The 440-nt window shown below is 55.5% G+C and carries 1 protein-coding gene; it reads left to right on the forward strand.

Annotation, left to right across the window (positions count from 1 at the left end):
• On the forward strand, positions 1–440 hold a 440-nt coding region (locus WFN61_RS20725; protein ID WP_337039147.1), incomplete at both ends, for an EF-Tu/IF-2/RF-3 family GTPase.

Raw genomic sequence — 440 nt, forward strand, 5'->3', positions numbered from 1 at the left:
GGTGAAGAAGTTGAAATCGTTGGTATCAAAGATACTGCGAAATCTACCTGTACCGGCGTTGAAATGTTCCGCAAACTGCTGGACGAAGGTCGTGCGGGCGAGAACTGCGGCGTTCTGCTGCGTGGTATCAAGCGTGAAGAGATCCAGCGTGGCCAGGTTCTGGCTAAGCCGGGCTCAATCAAGCCGCACACCAAGTTCGAATCCGAAGTGTACATCCTGTCCAAAGACGAAGGCGGCCGTCACACTCCGTTCTTCAAAGGCTACCGTCCGCAGTTCTACTTCCGTACAACTGACGTGACTGGCACCATCGAACTGCCGGAAGGCGTTGAGATGGTTATGCCGGGCGACAACATCAAAATGGTTGTTACCCTGATCCACCCGATCGCGATGGACGACGGTCTGCGTTTCGCAATCCGTGAAGGCGGCCGTACCGTTGGCGC

Origin of the sequence: Pseudescherichia sp. AS216 (assembly GCF_037152055.1) — a bacterium.
Classification (GTDB): domain Bacteria; phylum Pseudomonadota; class Gammaproteobacteria; order Enterobacterales; family Enterobacteriaceae; genus Pseudescherichia.